The organism is Roseburia sp. OF03-24 (assembly GCF_003463035.1).
GTDB lineage: Bacteria > Bacillota > Clostridia > Lachnospirales > Lachnospiraceae > Roseburia > Roseburia rectibacter.
This window is the reverse complement of the sequence record NZ_QSCK01000033.1, coordinates 16,153-34,735: the sequence shown is the minus strand read 5'-3', so window position 1 is coordinate 34,735 and position 18,583 is coordinate 16,153. Positions and strand designations below refer to the sequence as shown.

At 42.9% G+C, this 18,583-nt stretch carries 16 protein-coding genes and 2 pseudogenes; 17 read left to right on the top strand and 1 reads right to left on the bottom strand.

Annotated features, from left to right (window positions below):
• Positions 1 to 78 precede the first annotated feature (78 nt).
• Positions 79 to 648 carry a TetR/AcrR family transcriptional regulator C-terminal domain-containing protein gene (locus DXA60_RS15330; protein WP_117922223.1) on the bottom strand — a complete coding sequence of 190 codons (570 nt, stop codon included), beginning with the start codon at positions 646 to 648 and terminating at the stop codon, positions 79 to 81.
• Between the two features lie 247 nt (positions 649 to 895).
• Between DXA60_RS15330 and DXA60_RS15325 the strand changes: the two genes are divergently transcribed.
• From DXA60_RS15325 to DXA60_RS15250, 17 genes and pseudogenes are all read left to right on the top strand, one after another.
• Positions 896 to 2,497 (top strand): xylulokinase, encoded by a 1,602-nt coding sequence (locus tag DXA60_RS15325; protein WP_117922222.1) that lies wholly within the window; start codon positions 896 to 898, stop codon positions 2,495 to 2,497.
• A 26-nt stretch (positions 2,498 to 2,523) separates the two neighbouring features.
• Positions 2,524 to 4,020 (top strand): L-arabinose isomerase, encoded by a 1,497-nt coding sequence (gene araA / locus DXA60_RS15320; protein WP_117922221.1) that lies wholly within the window; start codon positions 2,524 to 2,526, stop codon positions 4,018 to 4,020.
• A gap of 186 nt (positions 4,021 to 4,206) precedes the next feature.
• Positions 4,207 to 4,860 carry a fructose-6-phosphate aldolase gene (gene fsa / locus DXA60_RS15315; RefSeq protein WP_015521585.1) on the top strand — a complete coding sequence of 218 codons (654 nt, stop codon included), beginning with the start codon at positions 4,207 to 4,209 and terminating at the stop codon, positions 4,858 to 4,860.
• Between the two features lie 379 nt (positions 4,861 to 5,239).
• Positions 5,240 to 6,079 (top strand): transketolase, encoded by an 840-nt coding sequence (locus DXA60_RS15310; RefSeq protein ID WP_117922220.1) that lies wholly within the window; start codon positions 5,240 to 5,242, stop codon positions 6,077 to 6,079.
• Positions 6,067 to 7,014, top strand: a complete 948-nt coding sequence (locus tag DXA60_RS15305; RefSeq protein ID WP_117922219.1) for a transketolase family protein — start codon at positions 6,067 to 6,069, stop codon at positions 7,012 to 7,014. The genes DXA60_RS15310 and DXA60_RS15305 overlap by 13 nt, the downstream gene beginning before the upstream one ends.
• A complete protein-coding gene (locus DXA60_RS15300) occupies positions 7,008 to 7,703 on the top strand; it encodes an L-ribulose-5-phosphate 4-epimerase (protein WP_117922218.1) in 696 nt (231 codons plus the stop codon). Before DXA60_RS15305 ends, DXA60_RS15300 begins: the two co-directional genes overlap by 7 nt.
• Before the next feature lie 44 nt (positions 7,704 to 7,747).
• Complete coding sequence (locus DXA60_RS15295) at positions 7,748 to 8,791, top strand: aldose epimerase family protein (protein WP_117922217.1); 1,044 nt, start codon at positions 7,748 to 7,750, stop codon at positions 8,789 to 8,791.
• A gap of 43 nt (positions 8,792 to 8,834) precedes the next feature.
• Positions 8,835 to 9,281, top strand: a complete 447-nt coding sequence (locus DXA60_RS19475) for a hybrid sensor histidine kinase/response regulator (protein ID WP_117922216.1) — start codon at positions 8,835 to 8,837, stop codon at positions 9,279 to 9,281.
• 231 nt (positions 9,282 to 9,512) lie between these two features.
• Positions 9,513 to 9,992 carry an AAA family ATPase gene (locus DXA60_RS19470; RefSeq protein WP_158570887.1) on the top strand — a complete coding sequence of 160 codons (480 nt, stop codon included), beginning with the start codon at positions 9,513 to 9,515 and terminating at the stop codon, positions 9,990 to 9,992.
• Positions 9,929 to 11,365: a PD-(D/E)XK nuclease domain-containing protein gene (locus DXA60_RS19465; RefSeq protein ID WP_117922214.1), complete on the top strand. Its 1,437-nt coding sequence runs from the start codon at positions 9,929 to 9,931 to the stop codon at positions 11,363 to 11,365. The genes DXA60_RS19470 and DXA60_RS19465 overlap by 64 nt, the downstream gene beginning before the upstream one ends.
• 17 nt (positions 11,366 to 11,382) lie before the next feature.
• Positions 11,383 to 11,973, top strand: a pseudogene (locus DXA60_RS15275) (AAA family ATPase); the annotation flags it as partial.
• A gap of 15 nt (positions 11,974 to 11,988) precedes the next feature.
• Positions 11,989 to 12,210, top strand: a pseudogene (locus DXA60_RS15270) (PDDEXK nuclease domain-containing protein); the annotation flags it as partial.
• A gap of 635 nt (positions 12,211 to 12,845) precedes the next feature.
• Positions 12,846 to 13,847, top strand: coding sequence for a lysozyme inhibitor LprI family protein (locus DXA60_RS15265; protein ID WP_117922212.1), 1,002 nt, complete (start codon positions 12,846 to 12,848; stop codon positions 13,845 to 13,847).
• 14 nt (positions 13,848 to 13,861) lie between these two features.
• On the top strand, positions 13,862 to 13,936 hold the full coding sequence (locus tag DXA60_RS19935) for a hypothetical protein (RefSeq protein WP_370777442.1): 75 nt from the start codon (positions 13,862 to 13,864) through the stop codon (positions 13,934 to 13,936).
• Between the two features lie 213 nt (positions 13,937 to 14,149).
• Positions 14,150 to 14,437, top strand: a complete 288-nt coding sequence (locus DXA60_RS19320; protein ID WP_243006913.1) for a hypothetical protein — start codon at positions 14,150 to 14,152, stop codon at positions 14,435 to 14,437.
• Positions 14,438 to 14,564: 127 nt separating this feature from the next.
• A complete protein-coding gene (locus DXA60_RS15255; protein ID WP_117922211.1) occupies positions 14,565 to 14,828 on the top strand; it encodes an Obg family GTPase CgtA in 264 nt (87 codons plus the stop codon).
• Positions 14,829 to 15,009: 181 nt separating this feature from the next.
• Positions 15,010 to 18,582 carry a PD-(D/E)XK nuclease family protein gene (locus tag DXA60_RS15250; RefSeq protein ID WP_117922210.1) on the top strand — a complete coding sequence of 1,191 codons (3,573 nt, stop codon included), beginning with the start codon at positions 15,010 to 15,012 and terminating at the stop codon, positions 18,580 to 18,582.
• Position 18,583: the final 1 nt, after the last annotated feature.

Genomic DNA, 18,583 nt, shown 5'->3' with positions numbered 1-18,583 from the left:
AAACCTTTCAGGCATAATTGTTTTGCCTGGAAGGTTTTTTTGTAACAGAAATGTTTATGAATGTAACATTTTCCTGCATCAAACCAACCCGTATTTATGAAATACAGTCTGCAGTTCTTCCGGCATGGCAGATGCAAGGGCATGTGCGAGTTCTTCGGCAGAACATTTGCGATAGCCAAGCACCCACTGTACGGTCATATAAATGGAACCCTGGCAGTACATTTCTAACTGAAACTGCAGCTGACGGGAAAGTCTGCACGCCATGCGCGTCTCAAGCTGTTCGGCGTAAAATGCACAGATCAGTTGAAAATCATGATCTCTCAGACAATTCTGATCGTCATTTTTAAAAGCTGCTTTAAAAAAGAGCTTTTCCTGCTGGATATAATGAAATTTATTTACCAGTCCTTCATACACAGTTTTCCCTTCACCCATATGTTCGAAAGATTCCAGTAAAATTTTATCAAAATACCAGTTGATAAGGTCATACTTATCCTTAAAATTCCGGTAAAAGGTCTGGCGTGTCACGCCGCAGGTCTCCACAATCTCCGTGACGGTGATCTTCTCTACGGAGGCGGATTTCATGCATTCTTTCATTGCGGTGGCAAGTTTGTATTTGATGGTTTCATTTGTTTTATGTTCTGATGGCATGGGAAAATCTCTTTCTTTTTACGTTGTGATTAGTTCGTGCTGGTCTGTATTTTATTCCGCAGTGTTCCTTCTTATCTGGCACTGCTCATAGCTTAATACATTATACCATACATGGTCAGGAACAAAGCGAATTTATAGAGATTTTATAAAGTGGTATTTTAAGAAAAAACAACTTGTTAACACATGCATACAAGTTGTATGCTGAAAGTATAGAAGAAGTGGTTTATATCTGAAAGGAGAAGGGATAATGAGTAACGCAAAGCAGACGATTGAAGCCGGAAAAGCGGTACTGGGGATTGAATTCGGTTCAACCAGGATCAAGGCGGTTCTCGTGAATGAGGCAGGGGAGCCGGTCGCATCCGGTGCACATGACTGGGAAAACCGTTTAGAGGAAGGAATCTGGACATACAGTCTGGACGATATCTGGACGGGACTTACCGACTGTTATGGCAAATTAACAGAGGATGTAAAGGAAAAATACGATACAGTGATCAAATCACTCGCAGCGATCGGATTTTCCGGCATGATGCATGGTTATATGGCATTTGATAAAGATGAGGAGCTGCTGGTACCATTCCGTACCTGGCGCAACACGATCACGGGGGAGGCAGCTGCAGCACTGACAAAGGAGTTTTCATTTAATATTCCGCAGCGCTGGAGTATCGCACACTTATATCAGGCGATCTTAAACGGAGAAGAACACGTAAGCAGTATTTCATATTTTACAACGTTAGCCGGATATATTCACTGGAAACTGACAGGCGAAAAAGTACTCGGTGTCGGGGAGGCATCCGGTATGTTCCCGATCGACGCGAAGACAAGAGATTACAATCAGGCGATGATCGATAAATTTGATGCGCTTGTGGCACCGAAGGGATATCCGTGGAAGCTTCGTGATATTTTACCAAAAGTTCTGGTTGCAGGAGAAAAAGCAGGAACATTGTCGGCTGAGGGGGCAAAATTATTAGATAAGAGCGGTAATCTTTCCGCAGGCATTCCGCTCTGCCCGCCGGAGGGAGATGCCGGAACCGGTATGGCAGCAACTAATTCCGTTGCAGTACGCACAGGAAACGTATCAGCCGGAACCTCTGTGTTTGCAATGGTTGTTCTTGAGGAAGATTTAAAGAATGTGCATGAGGAACTGGATATGGTGACTACGCCATCTGGAGACACTGTTGCAATGGTTCACTGCAACAACTGTACATCGGATCTGAATGCATGGGTTGGACTTTTTAAAGAATTTGCGGAAGCATTCGGATTAAAACCGGACATGAACGAATTGTTTGGAACACTTTACCGGAAAGCATTAGAGGGAGATAAAGACTGCGGAGGTCTGATTTCCTACAATTATTTTTCCGGCGAACCGGTAACCGGTCTGAATGAAGGACGTCCGCTTTTCGTGCGCAGACCGGACGCACATTTTACACTGGCAAACTTTATGAAAAGCAATCTTTATGCATCACTTGCCACTTTAAAGATCGGTCTTGATATCCTGTTAAAAGAGGAAAAAGTAAAAGTAGACCGTATTTACGGTCATGGAGGACTGTTTAAGACAAAAGGAGTCGGACAGGGAATCCTTGCAGCGGCTATGGATGCACCGGTAGCGGTTATGGAGACTGCAGGTGAGGGTGGTCCGTGGGGCATGGCACTGCTTGCATCTTACATGGTTCACAAAAAAGAGGGTGAAACATTAGAGCAGTACTTATCTGAACGGATCTTTAACGGGGAAACAGGAACTGTCATGGAACCGGATCCTTTGGATGTGGCAGGATTCGATGCTTATATTGAAAGTTATAAAAAGACACTGGAAGCAGAAAAGGCAGCCGTAGAGACGATGCCGATCTTATAAAAATTATATCAGGAGGATATTTACACATGTTAAAAACAAAAAATTACAAATTCTGGTTTTGTACCGGATCACAGGATCTATATGGGGATGAGTGCTTAGAACACGTGGCAGAGCATGCAAAGATCATTGTTGCAAAATTAAATGAATCCGGGGTACTTCCTTATGAGGTTGTCTGGAAACCGACACTGATCACAAATGAACTGATCCGAAAGACTTTTAACGAGGCAAATATGGATGAGGAATGTGCAGGTGTGATCACGTGGATGCACACATTTTCGCCGGCAAAATCCTGGATCTTAGGATTACAGGAATACAGAAAGCCGTTATTACATTTACATACCCAGTTCAATGAAGAAATCCCGTATGATACCATCGATATGGATTTCATGAATGAAAACCAGTCTGCACATGGTGACAGAGAGTACGGTCATATCGTAACCCGTATGAGAATTGAACGTAAAGTAGTTGTCGGACACTGGTCTGATCCGGCAGTACAGGAAAAAATCGCTTCCTGGATGCGCACGGCAGTCGGCGTGATCGAGAGCAGCCATATCCGTGTGATGCGTGTTGCTGACAATATGAGAAATGTTGCGGTAACTGAAGGCGATAAAGTGGAAGCACAGTTGAAATTTGGCTGGGAAGTCGATGCATATCCGGTCAATGAGATCGCAGAGTCCGTTGCAGCAGTATCTGAATCCGATACCAATGCATTGGTCGATGAATATTACGATAAATATGACATTTTGTTAGAGGGACGCGATCCGGAAGAATTTCGACGTCATGTTGCCGTTCAGGCACAGATCGAACTTGGTTTTGAGCGTTTCTTAGACGAAAAGAATTATCAGGCGATCGTAACCCACTTTGGTGATCTTGGTGCCTTAAAACAGCTTCCGGGACTTGCAATCCAGAGACTGATGGAAAAAGGTTATGGTTTTGGTGCGGAGGGGGACTGGAAAGTTGCTGCAATGGTACGTCTGATGAAGATCATGACCGAGGGCAAAAAAGATGCAAAGGGAACTTCTATGTTAGAGGATTACACTTACAACTTTGTCAAAGGCAAAGAGGGTATCTTAGAGGCACATATGTTAGAGATCTGTCCGTCAATCGCTGATGGTCCGATCAGTATCAAATGTCAGCCGCTTTCCATGGGTGACAGAGAAGATCCTGCAAGACTGGTATTTACATCCAAAGAAGGAAAAGGTATTGCAACTTCCCTGATCGATCTTGGCAACCGTTTCCGTCTGATCATCAATGATGTGGACTGCAAAAAAGTGGAAAAACCAATGCCGAAACTTCCTGTAGCAACTAATTTCTGGACACCACAGCCGGATCTTTATACCGGTGCAGAGGCATGGATTCTTGCAGGCGGCGCACATCATACGGCATTTACTTACGATCTGACTGCAGAGCAGATGGGTGACTGGGCAAATGCAATGGGAATTGAAGCTGTTTATATTGACAAAGATACGAAGATCCGTGATTTTAAACGTGATCTGCAGATTGGGGAACTGTTTTACCGTTAAACAACAATAACATGCATGTGTATATTTATGATGAAAAAATTGTTTTGTGAAAAGTGTGCACATGCACGCAAAAAAGTTGTGCAAAATCATGAAAACATTAAAATACGGTTGAATTTTTATATAAAAGAGACTATCATATAGAAAACAAAATACGTGCACGTGCACACAAAGAAGGAGAAGTGTATTATGAAATTTTTTATTGACACAGCAAACGTAGAGGATATCCGTAAAGCAAATGATATGGGAGTGATCTGTGGTGTTACCACCAACCCGTCTTTGATCGCAAAAGAGGGAAGAGATTTCAATGAAGTAATCAAAGAGATCACATCAATCGTAGACGGACCGATCAGCGGCGAAGTAAAAGCTACAACAGTTGATGCGGAAGGTATGATCAAAGAGGGACGTGAGATCGCAGCAATCCATCCGAACATGGTTGTAAAAATTCCGATGACAGTAGAAGGATTAAAAGCTGTAAAAGTTCTTTCAGCAGAGGGAATTAAAACCAATGTAACACTGATCTTTACAGCAAACCAGGCACTCCTTGCAGCAAGAGCAGGTGCAACCTATGTTTCTCCGTTCCTTGGAAGATTAGATGATATCAGCACGGCAGGCATCGACCTGATCCAGGATATCGTTCAGATCTTCGATAACTATGGACTTGAGACAGAGATCATCGCTGCATCCATCCGTAACCCGATCCACGTAACTGACTGCGCATTGGCAGGTGCACATATCGCAACTGTACCATACAACGTAATCGTCCAGATGACAAAACATCCGTTGACTGATGCCGGAATCGAAAAATTCCAGAAGGACTATAAAGCCGTCTTCGGAGAGTAAAAAATTTTGAAATATATATATAGACGGCTTTGCGGTTTTTGGTGACTAAGGTTTTACAAAAAGACTATAGAAACCGCTCTGACGTCTTCGGAGAGTAAAAAATTTTGAAATATATATAGACGGCTTTGCTGTATTCGGTGACTAATACAAATCACCGCGAAACTCATTGATGACTCAAGGCAGTTGGAAGTATGGACAGATTTATAAGAAGGTGCTGGGGAGCCGCCGGTACTTAGCGGGTGTATTTTACTCGCTTAGTATCCGCTGCGAGCGACAGGCAGCGAGAGCGTGCCTTCATTAAATCTGTCCATACTTCCAACGTATAAATAATTCAAGATGAGTTTCGCAGAGTATATGAAAAAATTACAGGAGGGTATCAATGACTATCGATGAATTAAAGCAGACAGCAGTCGAGGTGCGCAAGGGCATTGTAACTGCGACACATGCTGCGAAATCCGGGCATCCGGGGGGATCGCTTTCAGCGACAGAGATTTTTACATATTTATATTTTGAAGAGATGAATATTGATCCGAAAGATCCGAAGAAAGAGGATCGTGACCGTTTTGTCTTATCGAAGGGACATACGGCACCGGGACTTTATTCCACTCTGGCAAACCGCGGATATTTTCCGGTGAAAGATTTAGAGACGCTGCGCCATACAGGCTCCTATTTACAGGGACATCCGGATATGAAACATATCCCGGGTGTGGATATGTCTTCCGGTTCTTTAGGGCAGGGAATCTCCTGCGCGGTCGGAATGGCGCTTGCAGGGAAAATGGACAACAAAGATTACCGTGTTTACACACTTTTAGGTGACGGAGAGATTGAGGAAGGACAGGTATGGGAAGCAGCTATGTTTGCCGGACACCGCAAACTCGATAATCTGGTAGTGATCGTTGATAATAATAACATGCAGATTGACGGAACACTTGATGAGGTATGTTCACCGGACCCAATTGACAAAAAGTTTGAGGCTTTCAATTTTCAGGTGATCCAGGTTGCAGACGGAAATGATTTTGCACAGCTTGCAGAAGCATTTAAAGAGGCAAAGGAAACCAAAGGCATGCCGACAGCGATCATTGCACACACCTTAAAAGGTAAGGGTGTTTCTTACATGGAAGGTCAGGTAGGCTGGCATGGAAAGGCACCTAACGATGAGGAATATGCGATTGCAATGGAAGAATTAGGAAAGGCGGGTGAAGCATTATGTCAGAAGTAAAGATGATCGCGACCAGAGAAAGTTATGGTAACGCATTAGCTGAACTTGGAAAAGAAAAAGAAAATCTGGTTGTACTTGATGCTGATCTCGCTGCAGCTACCAAGACAGGTATTTTTAAAAAAGCATTTCCAGAGCGTCATATTGACTGTGGTATCGCAGAAGCAAATATGACAGGTATTGCAGCAGGACTTTCTACATGTGGAAAAGTGCCGTTTGTCAGCACATTTGCCATGTTTGCGGCAGGACGTGCCTATGAGCAGGTGCGCAACTCCATTGGTTATCCGCATCTGAATGTAAAGATCGGTGCAACACATGCAGGTATCTCAGTAGGTGAGGATGGAGCGACACATCAGTGTAACGAGGATATCGGTCTGATGCGTGAGATTCCCGGCATGGTCATTATCAATCCAAGTGATGACGTGGAAGCAAAGGCTGCTGTACGTGCGGCTTATGAATATGTAGGTCCTGTTTATATGCGTTTTGGACGTCTGGCAGTTCCGGTCATCAATGACAATCCGGAATATAAGTTTGAGATCGGTAAAGGTGTGGAACTCCGCAAAGGAAAAGACATTACGATCTTTGCGACAGGGCTTTGCGTATCAGAAACATTAAAAGCAGCAGAAACTCTGGCAGAGAATGGTATTGATGCACAGGTCATCAATATCCATACGATCAAACCATTAGATGAAGAACTGGTCTTAAAAGCAGCAAAACAGACAGGACGTGTGTATACGGTGGAAGAACACTCTATCATTGGAGGACTTGGCAGTGCAGTTGCAGAGCTGCTCGGTGAAAAATGTCCTACTAAGATAACGAGGATCGGTGTAAATGATGTATTCGGAGAGTCAGGTCCTGCGAAAGAACTGCTTCATAAATATGAACTGGATGCAGAGGGCATTGCAAAACGTATTATGGAGGAACAGAAAGCATGTTAGAGGAATTAAAAAAACAGGTCTATGAGGCGAATATGGAACTGCCGCGCCGCGGACTGATCACCTATACATGGGGAAATGTCAGCGGAATCGACAGGGAAAGCGGATATTTCGTGATCAAGCCAAGTGGTGTGGATTATGATGCATTATCTCCGGATGATATGGTTGTCATGGATTTAAATGGCAATAAGATCGAGGGAAGATACAAACCGTCATCCGATACGGCAACGCATATTGAACTTTATAAAAAATATGAGGAGATCGGTGGAATCGTGCACACACATTCTCCGGAGGCTGTGGCATGGGCGCAGGCAGGAAGAGACATTCCTCTCTATGGAACCACGCACGCAGATTACTTTTTTGGCCCGATTCCGTGCGCAAGAAATCTTACACCGGAGGAGATCGAGGAAGCTTACGAGAAAAACACTGGGTTAGTCATTATCGAGACCTTTGAGACAAGAGGCATCAAACCGATGTATACGCCGGCGGTACTCTGCAAGAATCATGGACCGTTTACCTGGGGAAAAGATGCGGCAGAGGCAGTACACAATGCAGTTGTGTTAGAGGAAGTTGCGAAGATGGCAAAGAATACAGAACTTTTGAATCCGAAAGTACTTCCGGCACCGGATTGTATCAAAGAAAAGCATTTTTACCGCAAACATGGCGCAAATGCATACTACGGTCAGAATTAAAAATGACAGAAATAAAGCTGTCAGGAAATGAGGATTAAAATAGCATGAACAGTGTCGAGTTTGGAAAGACAAAAGAAGGAAAAGTTGTTACGAAATATCTGTTGAAAAATGAAAATGGTATGGAAGTTTCTGTGACAGATCTTGGGGCAACGATCATATCTGTGCTTGTGCCGGATCAAAACGGTGCAAAACGGGATGTAGTGTTAGGGTATGATACACCAGAGGAGTATCAGGAACATACGTGTTATTTTGGAGCAGTGATCGGTCGTAATGCAAATCGTATCGGCGGAGCAAAAGTTGTTTTAGATGGCAAAGAGTATCCGCTTGAAAAAAATGACAACGGAAATAACCTGCACAGTGGGAAAAACGGTTTTAACACTGTCATCTGGAGTGTGGAACAGCAGAAGGAAAATGAGATCACGTTTTCCTATCTGAGTAAGGACTTAGAACAGGATTTTCCGGGAAATATGACTGCGAAAGTTACTTATGCAGTAACGGAGGACAATGCACTTGCAATCACATATGAGGCAGTTGCGGATCAGAATACGGTTGCAAACTTTACAAATCACGCTTATTTTAATCTGAATGGTCATGATTCCGGCAGCATGGAAGATCAGGAACTTGAAATTTTAGCTTCCTATTATACTCCGGTAAAAGATGGAGAGGCGATCCCGACCGGTGATGTGGAAAAGGTTGCCGGAACACCGATGGATTTCCGTAAGATGAAAAAGATCGGTCAGGATATCAGCGCAGACTTTGAACAGCTTAAGTTTGTCGGCGGCTATGACCATAATTTTGTCTTAGATAAGGCTGATGGGACAATGCAGCTTGCAGCCCGCGCAAGATCAGAGGAATCCGGTATCTGCATGGATGTCTATACGGACTGTGTCGGTATCCAGTTGTATGCTGGAAATTTCATTGGGAAACAGACAGGAAAAGGCGGTGCATCCTATGATTCTCGCCACGCATTCTGTCTGGAAACACAGTATTTTCCGAATGCAGTGAATGAACCGAATTTTAAATCCCCGGTTTTACATGTGGGAGAAACTTATCATTCTCAGACAAAGTATTGTTTTTCTGTGAAGTAACAGGCAGTATGCTCAGACGTAGATCTGTCAGCATGAATAAAAGATGATGTATAAAACAGTGCCACATCTATTTGAAGAATTTGCCCGGGAGAGGACAAGCACTGAGACCAAAGTTGTCGGAACCGGACTTGGCATGCCGATCGTAAAAGCTTTAGTTGACCTGATGGGCGGTACGATCCGGGTGGAGAGCAAGGAGGGGGGTGGGACAAAGACTACGGTGGATCTGCCGCTTTCCATTGCAAGTGAAAAACAGATCGAAGAGAGCCGCAGACGACAGCGCAGGGATGACGTCAGGGAAGTACTTGCAGATAAAAAGATTCTTCTGGCGGAGGATAATGATCTGAATGCAGAGATCGCGATGACTGCCAATGCGTTTGAGGAGGATCGCAAGCGTGCACTTGAGGTAGGTATGGATGGTTATATCGCAAAGCCGATCCATATGGAGAGTGTGTTAGATGCGCTGCAGGAGGGGCTTGCAGGGAAACATTGAAAGAAAACTGATTGATACGAATTGACAATGGTTATGTATGGTTATATTATGGATATAACCATACATAACCATTTTTGATGCATAGGAGTATGAGATTGCAGATGGAGGAATAGAATACGAAATCCGAAAGATCGTATCAGAGAGATAGATAACCGGTTAGAACAACTGCCGAAGGGAACACTGACTTATAAGAATATTAACGGTAAAAAACAGCCGTATATCCAGCGGACAGTGGAGGGAAAGTCAGTCAGCTGTTATGTTAAGCTATCACAGCGGGAACAGGTACTGGCAGAGTTTGAAGAACGGGGAAAGCTTTCGGAAGAGAAAAAGCGGCTGCTTGCGTATGTGGATGGACTGCAGAATATTTTAAAACGAAATCCATATCTGAATGCGGGAGCCGGGTGCGGATATCAGGATTTTAAAGATTTTGCATGTGGCAGACAGTTTTATGTGGATAAGACACATTTTATTGCAGAATGGGTTTACAGGGATGCAAAAGTCACGCTGATCACGAGACCAAGAAGATTTGGCAAGACGACACTTCTTAGTACAGTTGAGACTTTTTTTGATCCGAGATTTGCAGACCATCCGGAATATTTTGAAAAGTTAAGGGTCTGGGGGATAAAGAGATCCGAAAACTGTTTGGAATGGTTCCTGTTATTTCCATCAGTTTTGGGAACTGTAAGGGAGCAGACTATAAACAGGCGGTAAAAGGAATTGCAGACAGTTTTTATAATATGTATGAAGCACACAGATATCTGCTGAAAAGCACCAGACTGGAAGCGGAGGATCTAAAGGAATATAAGAGTCTGAGAGAACTGTTCCGTGCGGGAGATACCGGAAGGATTGAAATTGCAATACAGAGGCTGTGCCGTCTCGTCTATCTGCACTACCAGATCCTGCCGGTCATTTTAGGGGATGAATATGATACACCTCTGCTTGAAGCATATACGGATGGGTACTGGAGTGAGATGATCGGTACCTGTCGTCAGTTATTTCACAGTACATTTAAGGAAAATCCTTACTATGCGAGGGCTTTGATTACCGGAGTGACGAAGGTTTCAAAAAATTCGCTGTTTTCGGATCTGAATAACCTTGAAACGGATACGGTTACCTGCGAGGCTTACAGTGATTGCTTCGGTTTTACGGAACAGGAAGTAATGGATGCATTAAAGTGCCAGAACATGGATACGATGCATGATGTGAAAGAAATGTATGATGGATTTATTTTTGGAAAACAAAAAGATATGTATAATCCGTGGTCCATCTGTAATTATATGAGGTCCGGGGAATTGCAGTCCTACTGGATCAATACCAGCAGTAACAAACTGATCGGGGAGATCATCCGCAGACATCCTGTGCGTAGCAAACATGAGATTGAACAGCTTATGGCAGGGGAAATCATTCATAAAGAGATCAATGAAAATATCACGTTTCAATATCTTGACGGTGACGAGAACAGTTTTTGGTCACTTTTTCTGGCAGATGGCTATATTAAAGCGGAAAATGTTGGAAAGCAGGGAGAGAGCACATGGTGCGATATGTCGGTCACAAACCGGGAAGTGATGGGAATGTTCCGCTATGAAATCCTTGCGATGTTTGAAAATGGAAATGCCGTTTATAATGATTTTACAAAAGCACTGCTCTCACACCGCATGGAAGATCTGAATGATATTTTGCTGGATATTGCATACACTTCCATGAGTTATTTTGATGTTGGAAAATGTCCCCCGGAGCGTGCACCGGAAAATTTTTATCGTGGACTGGTGTTAGGACTCATCGTATCTCTGCGAGATCAATACCGGATCGTATCAAACAGGGAAAGCGGACAGGGGAGGTATGATATCGCAATGTATCCGTTAGAGAGAAATAAGGATGCATTTATCATGGAGTTCAAAGTGTTTGATGCGAAAAAAGAACGGAGTTTAGAGCAGACAGCCGCGAATGCATTAAAGCAGATCGAAGAGAAAAATTATGAGGCGGATCTGATCGCGGCAGGCATCGGACGGGGACAAATCTATAAACTCGGATTTGCATTTCAGGGCAAAGATGTGCTGGTGGTTTCAGGTGAAAATGGGGTATAATCCATATATACGAAAGAGGGGAAAATGGCAGCGGAAAGTCGACATTGTTAGAAGCAATCGCCGTTGCGTATGGGTTTAATCCCGAAGGCGGAACAAAGAATTATGTCTTTTCTACATATGATTCCCATTCAGAATTATGCAATGCGGTAAGAGTCATAAAGAGCATCCGCAGACCAAAGTCGGGATATTTTCTGAGGGCAGAAAGTTTTTACAATGTGGCGACCAAAGAGACAGAATATGCAGATATTGCGCATCCATCTGAAAGATATCATGAAAAATCCCATGGGGAGAGTTTTTTAGCGATCGCACAAAAATATATGAGACCGGATGGTATTTATATTTTTGATGAACCGGAGGCGGCACTGTCACCACAAAGGCAGCTGACACTGCTCATGGATATTTACCGGTGTGCGAAAGCGGGGGCACAGTTTATCATTGTGACACATTCGCCGATCCTGCTTGGAACTCCAGATACGGAGATCTATCAGTTTGACAGCGGGAAAATAAGACACTGTGAATATGAGGAGACGGACAGCTATATCGTGACGGAAATGTTTATCAATAACAGGGAGCATCTGCTGCACCGGCTGTTACAGGAACCGGAGTGAGAAAATAGAGGGCAGCTTAATGCTTATGTAGGATATTATAAGAAAAATGAGATGATAGAGGGAGATAATCCTCCAGTAGGAATACTGCTTTGTACAGATAAAGGTTCTCAGATGGTAGAATATGCCTTATCTGGAATGGATAACCAGTTATTTGTTTCAACGTATATGTTACATTTGCCTGACAAGAAGAAACTCGAAGAATTTATGTTAAAAGAGATAGAAGAAATGGAAATGTAAAGTTAAGCACTTTGTAATTATGGGTATGAAGTATTTTCTGTTAAATGTGGATAGTTTGGAATTTTAATATGGAAAATGAGATAAATTATTCTGATATTTGAAAGTGATCAGTCAGATGGGAAGTTATTTGACGCTGTCCGTTCGGTAAGATTTAAACAAATCTTCATCTGTTCTTAATACATCACATTATTACCTTTAAAACCACAGATATAAACGATATTATTACAAATACGGTTGGGACTATAATCAGATATTTTATTGCACGCTGGATAACAGGTAGTTAAAAAAAAGAGTATTGCTAAATTCAAAAATGAATGACTTTTATGTAATATGCAGTTCTGTCGTAGTTATTATGTTCTTGTTTCAACCTTTTGTTTCATCATTATTATGGGAAATGGCAGTGTAACTTCAAGTTTGGTTAAATATAGAGAGAAATGTTATACCTCGGCTAAAAAGATACAATATTAGATGTTTCATGAGCAGTATTTGAGTTTATTTTAAATTCAGGTATTGCTTTTTTATTTATGCAAAGTTTCACGGGGCCGCTGGTATTTTTTCTCATGTTCATTTATAATTGCTGATAGAGAAAACTGGAAAGAACACCCAATGAATCAGAAAGTAGAGAGTATAAACACATGAAAAAAAGAATTTACAGCATGATATTAATATTAATGACCGGACTTTGTGCCGGATGTGGCAAAGAAGGAGTAAAAAATAATAATACAGGAATAGAAAGCGAATCTTCCCAGGTGGAAGATTCGGTCAGTTTTGAAAACACAGAAGACACAGAAAGCACAGAAGACACAGAAAGCACAGAAGACACAGAAAGCACAGAAAATACAGAAAGTACAGAATACAATGACGTCGTATTAAATGAAGAAACGGATTTTACTTATGACTATTCGGAGGACATCAAAGCGGATGTTGACAATGTGGTATCAGGTTCCGCATCACTGCAGGACGAATTGGAGAATATTGAGAACATCGTAAAGAAATATACGCCGCTGGCGCAGGCAGCCCAGACACAGACAGAAATGAATCTGTCATCCAGATGGTTTTTCGACATATGGGATACGGAATTAAATAACCTTTGGAGCAGATTCAGTGATCTGGCAGATCCGCAGACAAAGGAGAAGATCCTTGCAGAACAGAGAAACTGGATCGCTATGAAGGAAGAAGTGACCTTGCTTCACATTGGATCTTACGAAGAAAACGGCAGTATGTATCCGCTTCTTCAGAATTCTTATCTGGAGGAGATCACGAAGAACAGGGCTTATGTTATTGCAAATGAGCTGGCAAAGATAAAGGGGGAATCCTTTGTTATGCCGGAAAAATCAGCAAAGTACGGTCTGTTTGTGGACAATCAGGGGACTGGCAGCGTATACAGTTCCCTGATCACCAGACAGGGGCTGGAAGGAGAGGATGAAGCGCTTATCTCCATTTACAGAGAGGGAGAAACAAAAGGAACATTTGTTGACAATGGAAACGGGGAGCTGGCTTTCACATCAGATGACGGAAGTGTAAAAGGAACCATCAAAATCAACGGATGGGATGGCGCAAGTTTTAAGGTTACAGAGACATCAGGAGAGGCTGTTTTTTCTGCAGGAGAGGAGGTCAATTTTCCGTTTGCATTTTGACAGCATTGTTTGATATGTTGTTTGTAATGATTCAGCGATATAACAGACAAAGAATCATGAAACTCGTAAATCGGCGGTTGCGGAGGTGAATAAAATATATGCTGAATGTGAAAAATGCTGATATGGCAGATTTTGAACAGATTATGAAAATTTATAAATATGCACAGGATTATATGATAAAGTCCGGAAATCCTGCACAATGAGGGCATTTTTATCCGGATGCAGAGCTAATAAAATCTGATATTTGTCAGAATGTATGCAGGGTAATATATGACAAAGATGGGAGACATGGGGTATTTGCATTGTTTAAAGGTGCAGAACCTGCTTATAAGCATATTGAGAATGGGAATTGGCTGAATGAAGAGCCTTATCTTACTATTCACAGACTTGCTGGGGATGGTCAGGTGCATGGTTTGTTTCAGTGTGTTTTAAATTATTGTAAAAATATTTCTCAAAATATCAGGGCAGATACCCATGCGGATAATCAAATCATGCAAAAGCTGATGGAAAAGAATGGTTTTATGAAATGCGGTATTATATATGTTAAAAATGGAACACCAAGAATTGCATATCATTGGACTGCTTCATAACTTTCAGTTGTGCGTCCAGCAAAGGGCAATTAACCTGGCAGGTGCAAATTCTCTCTGATACATGATATGACAGTGGAAATTTCCTGAATTGACAAAAAAGTTAGAATAGACTAACATGCAAAATAGAATGACAGAGCAGAAAGGGGCAGGAAATGGAAAGAGAGAAGAAAAAGAGGGCAATGATTGCGGGAATGGTCTCAATGACATACTGGTGCCGTTTATGGTATATTATCTGGTCGCAGATATCGGAATGCCTGTGGTAATTGCTGATGTTTTTGACGGCATTTCTTTTATTACAGGATTCGGGTGTGAAAAATTTGAAAACCACCTTTTGACACCCGAATCCTTACGATGTTTGAGTCGAATAGTGTATTCACAACATAACGGCTGACAAATTGCACAAAGTCGAGACTGCTTTTCGGACAACGGAACAAAACAGGCACGGCTTTGTGCAATTTGTCAATCAAGAAGTTTAAATGCACTATTTGACTCCAACCCGCAGGATAACATTTTTCAAAAGAAATAATGTGTGATACAATATTTTACAGAATGAATTTTCAGGAGTAAAATGTATGTCCCTACAATTTATATTTGGCAATTCTGGCAGCGGAAAGTCAGATTTTCTGTATGATTCCGTGCTGAAACAGGCAAAAGAGAATAAAGAGCAGCAGTTTTTGATCATAGTGCCGGAGCAGTTTACCATGCAGACACAGCGGGAACTGGTTGAAAGACAAAAACAGCACGCGATCATGAACGTGGATGTGCTCAGCTTTGCGAGACTGGCATACCGCGTATTTGACGACCTTGGAAAACAAAATGTGGTCGTGCTGGAAGAGACTGGCAAAAATCTCGTCCTGCGCAAGGTAGCAGAACAGAAAAAAGCAGAACTTAACGTGCTTGGTGCAAATATGAATAAGATGGGATATGTCGGTGAGGTAAAATCCCTGATCTCAGAACTGATGCAGTATAATATACGCCCGGATGCGTTAGCAGAATTTCTGGAAAAAGAGCCGCTTGGAGAGGGACTGCGCTTAAAAATGCAGGATGTTCTTACCATGTATCAGGGATTTACGGAGTATTTGAAAGGCAGATATATCACAGCAGAGGAAGTGTTAGAGCTTCTCTATGATGTGGCAGAAGAGTCTAAGCTGCTTTGCGGCAGTGTGATCGTATTAGACGAGTTTACGGGGTTTACGCCGATCCAGAACCGTCTGATGGAAAAACTGCTCGTACTGGCAAAGAAGGTCAGTGTCTCTGTCACAATGGATGTCAGGGAAGATTTTTATCAGTGCAGAGGTGTGCATGAACTTTTTGCCATGAGTAAAAAAACGGTGGCATCCCTGCTTAAAGTGGCAGAATTATGTAAAGTTCCGGTCGAGGAGCCGATCGTGCTTCCAACTGGAGAAAAGAGACGTTATGCCGGTGCACCGGATCTTTATTTCATGGAGCAGAATCTATTCCGTCCGGGAGCAGGAAGTTACAGATATAAAGTGTCGGAAAAAGCAATGAGAAGCAATGAAAACCATGAAAAATTAACAGACAGCCAGTTGGAAGAGACACCGGATATCCGTATCACATCCCTGAAGAATCCAAGGGAAGAATTAAAATTTGCCGCCTGCGAGATCGTGCGCCTGACAAGGGAGCAGGGGTACCGTTACCGTGATATTGCGGTGGTCACAGGAGATGTGCAGCAATATGGCAATTATGTGCCGGAAATCTTTGAACAGTACCATATTCCATACTTTATCGATCAGACAAAAAATATCCTGTTTCATCCGTTTATTGAGTGCATCCGTGCAATCTTAGAGATGATCGAATATGATTTTTCGTATGAAAGCGTTTTCCGGTTTTTAAGATGCGGTCTTGCTGAAAAAATAATACCACAGGGGAAACTATCATCCATGGAACTGGAATTGGATGGAGAAACCGGTGAAAAGTCTGCACAATGTAAAGAGCAGACAATTCACAGACTTACGGAACAGGAGATCGACCGTCTGGAAAACTATGTGCTTGCGCGCGGAATCCGTGGGGCATCCCGCTGGAGCAAGCCATGGACATTTGTGATGCCGGATGGAACATTAGAAGATATGGAGCGGTTAAATGAGATCCGCGAGGCGGTTTATGAGAACTTTAAACCGCTTCTTATGGCTTTTCGCGGAAAGGAAAACACCGTCAGTACACAGACATTTGAATTATACAGCCTGATCCGGCGTCTTGACATGGAGCAGCTCCTAAAAGAACGCGGAGAGTTTTTTGAGAAAAATGGGAATCAGGCGAGGGCAAAAGAATACGACCAGATCTATAAGATCGTGATGGATCTGCTTGATAAAGTGACATCCCTGCTGGGCGATGAGACGATGACGATCCGGGAATACAGTGATATCTTAGATGCCGGATTTGAGGCGGCAAAGGTTGGTATTATCCCGCCGGGAAATGATACTGTAACGGTCGGAGACATTGAGCGGACAAGATTAAATCATATAAAGATTTTATTTTTTGTCGGTGTCAATGACGGAGTTGTTCCGAAAGCAGGAAATCAGGGTGGTATTATCTCACAGTTTGAGCGTGAGAAGATGGCAGAATATCATCTGGAACTGGCACCGGGGGCAAGGGAAAAAGTATTTATCCAGAAGTTTTACCTGTACTTAAACATGACAAAACCGTCCGAACGGCTTTATGTGACATTCTGCCGTGTAAATTCGGATGGAAAAGCACTGCGCCGTTCTTATCTGATCGGAACACTCTTAAAATTATTTCCTCAGCTTGTGGTGGAAGAACCATCCGAGGAGGAGACGTTAGAGGGCGTTCTGACTGCAGAGAGTGCCCTGCCGTTTCTGATGGAAGGATTAAACAAGCCGGTGGAAGATGAAGAAGCATGGACGGCACTTCTGGCATGGTATTTATCGGATGAGGGAGACAGGGAGAAGGCATTGCAGCTTTTTGATGCAGCGTTTGGTGTGCATCAGGATGATGCGATCAGCAAGGCTGTCACGAAGGCTCTGTATGGAAATACGTTAGATAACAGCGTGACAAGACTTGAGCAGTTTGCAGCCTGTGCATTTGCACATTATCTAAGCTATGGTCTTAGATTAAGAGAACGTGAACTGCAGCAGTTTGCAAGCGTGGACATGGGAAATATTTATCATGATGTGTTAGAGCGTTTTGCAAAAGGGATCGAGATGTCCGAATATACGTGGTTTGATATTCCACAAGAAGCACAGGATGCCCTGCTTTCCCAGAGTATGGAAGATGCGATCGCAGGAAGCGGGATCGGGGATGTGTTTGAGGATGCAAGAAACAGCTATCTGTTAAAACGGATGGAGACAACGGCAAAACGGACGATATGGGCATTGATGTTACAGGTACGGAAAGGGAAATTTGTGCCGAGCGGGTTTGAAGTATCATTTTCACGCGCCGAACGGTTAGATGCGGTGCAGTTTCAATTAGGTGAGGATGAGAAAATGCGTCTGCGCGGCAGGATCGACCGTATTGATACTTATGAGACGGATGACAAAGTTTATGTAAAGATCATTGATTATAAATCCGGCAATACAAGTTTTTCACTGTTGAATTTTTATTATGGACTGCAGCTACAGCTCGTCGTCTATATGAACGTGGCATTAGAGCTCACTAAGAAAATATATAAGGGGAAAGACACAGAACCGGCTGGAATTTTTTACTATCACATTACAGACCCAATGGTGGATTCAGATGGAGGGGAGTCTGAAGAGGAGATCAGGCGGAGTATCTTAGAACAGTTGAAAGTAGGCGGTCTGGTCAATGAAGACCCGGAAATTTACGGCGCGATGGATACGGATTTTACAGGCACATCGTCAGTGATCCCGGTGGCATTAAAGGCAGATGGTTCCTTAAAGGCAGCTTCTAAGACGGCGAGCGCCTATGAATTTGGACTGATGTCTGACTATGTGCGCAAGAAGATCGAGCATGTAGGAAAAGAAATCTTTGCAGGAAATGTGTCAGTAAAGCCATATCTGTTAGGTGACAGAAGCGGATGTGATTATTGTCCATACCACACGATCTGTGGATTTGATGTGCGGATGCCGGGATTTTCCTATCAGCAGTTTGAAAAGTTTGACAGCAGTGAGGAGATCCTTGCACATATCCGGGAAGAGGTAGAAGATTAAC

What these genes read in the sequence shown, in the direction of transcription:
- DXA60_RS15330 (WP_117922223.1), bottom strand. Translation starts at nt 648, where the DNA reads ATGCCATCAGAACATAAAACAAATGAAACCATCAAATACAAACTTGCC.
- DXA60_RS15325 (WP_117922222.1), top strand. Translation starts at nt 896, where the DNA reads ATGAGTAACGCAAAGCAGACGATTGAAGCCGGAAAAGCGGTACTGGGG.
- araA (WP_117922221.1), top strand. Translation starts at nt 2,524, where the DNA reads ATGTTAAAAACAAAAAATTACAAATTCTGGTTTTGTACCGGATCACAG.
- fsa (WP_015521585.1), top strand. Translation starts at nt 4,207, where the DNA reads ATGAAATTTTTTATTGACACAGCAAACGTAGAGGATATCCGTAAAGCA.
- DXA60_RS15310 (WP_117922220.1), top strand. Translation starts at nt 5,240, where the DNA reads ATGACTATCGATGAATTAAAGCAGACAGCAGTCGAGGTGCGCAAGGGC.
- DXA60_RS15305 (WP_117922219.1), top strand. Translation starts at nt 6,067, where the DNA reads ATGTCAGAAGTAAAGATGATCGCGACCAGAGAAAGTTATGGTAACGCA.
- DXA60_RS15300 (WP_117922218.1), top strand. Translation starts at nt 7,008, where the DNA reads ATGTTAGAGGAATTAAAAAAACAGGTCTATGAGGCGAATATGGAACTG.
- DXA60_RS15295 (WP_117922217.1), top strand. Translation starts at nt 7,748, where the DNA reads ATGAACAGTGTCGAGTTTGGAAAGACAAAAGAAGGAAAAGTTGTTACG.
- DXA60_RS19475 (WP_117922216.1), top strand. Translation starts at nt 8,835, where the DNA reads ATGATGTATAAAACAGTGCCACATCTATTTGAAGAATTTGCCCGGGAG.
- DXA60_RS19465 (WP_117922214.1), top strand. Translation starts at nt 9,929, where the DNA reads ATGGTTCCTGTTATTTCCATCAGTTTTGGGAACTGTAAGGGAGCAGAC.
- DXA60_RS15265 (WP_117922212.1), top strand. Translation starts at nt 12,846, where the DNA reads ATGAAAAAAAGAATTTACAGCATGATATTAATATTAATGACCGGACTT.
- DXA60_RS15255 (WP_117922211.1), top strand. Translation starts at nt 14,565, where the DNA reads ATGACAGAGCAGAAAGGGGCAGGAAATGGAAAGAGAGAAGAAAAAGAG.
- DXA60_RS15250 (WP_117922210.1), top strand. Translation starts at nt 15,010, where the DNA reads ATGTCCCTACAATTTATATTTGGCAATTCTGGCAGCGGAAAGTCAGAT.